This is a genomic window from Alcanivorax sp. HI0044 (assembly GCF_001634945.1).
The window spans coordinates 1-683 of the sequence record NZ_LWEZ01001671.1; the positions used below are offsets into that span (position 1 = coordinate 1).

1 protein-coding gene is annotated in these 683 nt (G+C 55.5%); it reads left to right on the forward strand.

Translation table 11 applies throughout. From position 1 onward, the window contains the following. Nucleotides 1-64 precede the first annotated feature (64 nt). On the forward strand, nucleotides 65-683 hold a 619-nt coding region (locus A3730_RS25155; RefSeq protein ID WP_063539232.1), incomplete at its 3' end, for a DegV family protein.

Genomic DNA, 683 nt, shown 5'->3' on the forward strand with positions numbered 1-683 from the left:
AGACGCCAATACCGGAACGCCCGTTCTAGACTGAAATCACACAGGCTTCGCAAGGCGTATAACAATGAAAATCGGTCTGGTTGTGGATTCAGGTTGTGATCTTCCCAAAGACTTTATTGATGCCAATAACATTCTGGTGATGCCGGTTCCCATCCGTATCGGCAAGGAAATTTATGTGGATGACCGGGACCCACAGCGGGCGCGGGAATTCTATGCCCGACACGAAGTCGACAAGACCCATGACGCAGAAACTGCGCCACCGTCCGTGGAACAAATTCGCACCCTGTTACTGGATCAGGCCGTGGGCGAATTTGATTACGCCCTGGTGCAAACTGTCCCCAAGAGTCGCAGCCCCATTTTCGACAATGCCACCGATGCTGCTCATGCAATCCTGTCCGACTACAAAAAAGTCCGTGAAGCCGCCGGCCGGGAAGGCCCTTTTCGTATTCGCGTCAGCGATAGCCAGACACTGTTTGCCGGGCAGGGCGTGCTGGCCGCAGAAACCATTCGCCTGATTCAGGCCGGCACAAAAATCGGTGACATCCGCCAACGCATCAGCGACCTTACCCCCAACGCCACCGGCTACGCGGTAGTGCCGGATCTGTACTATGTGCACAAACGGGCCCGTAAAAAAGGCGATAAAAGCGTGGGGTTTGTCGGCGCCCTGATGGGATCGGCACTGG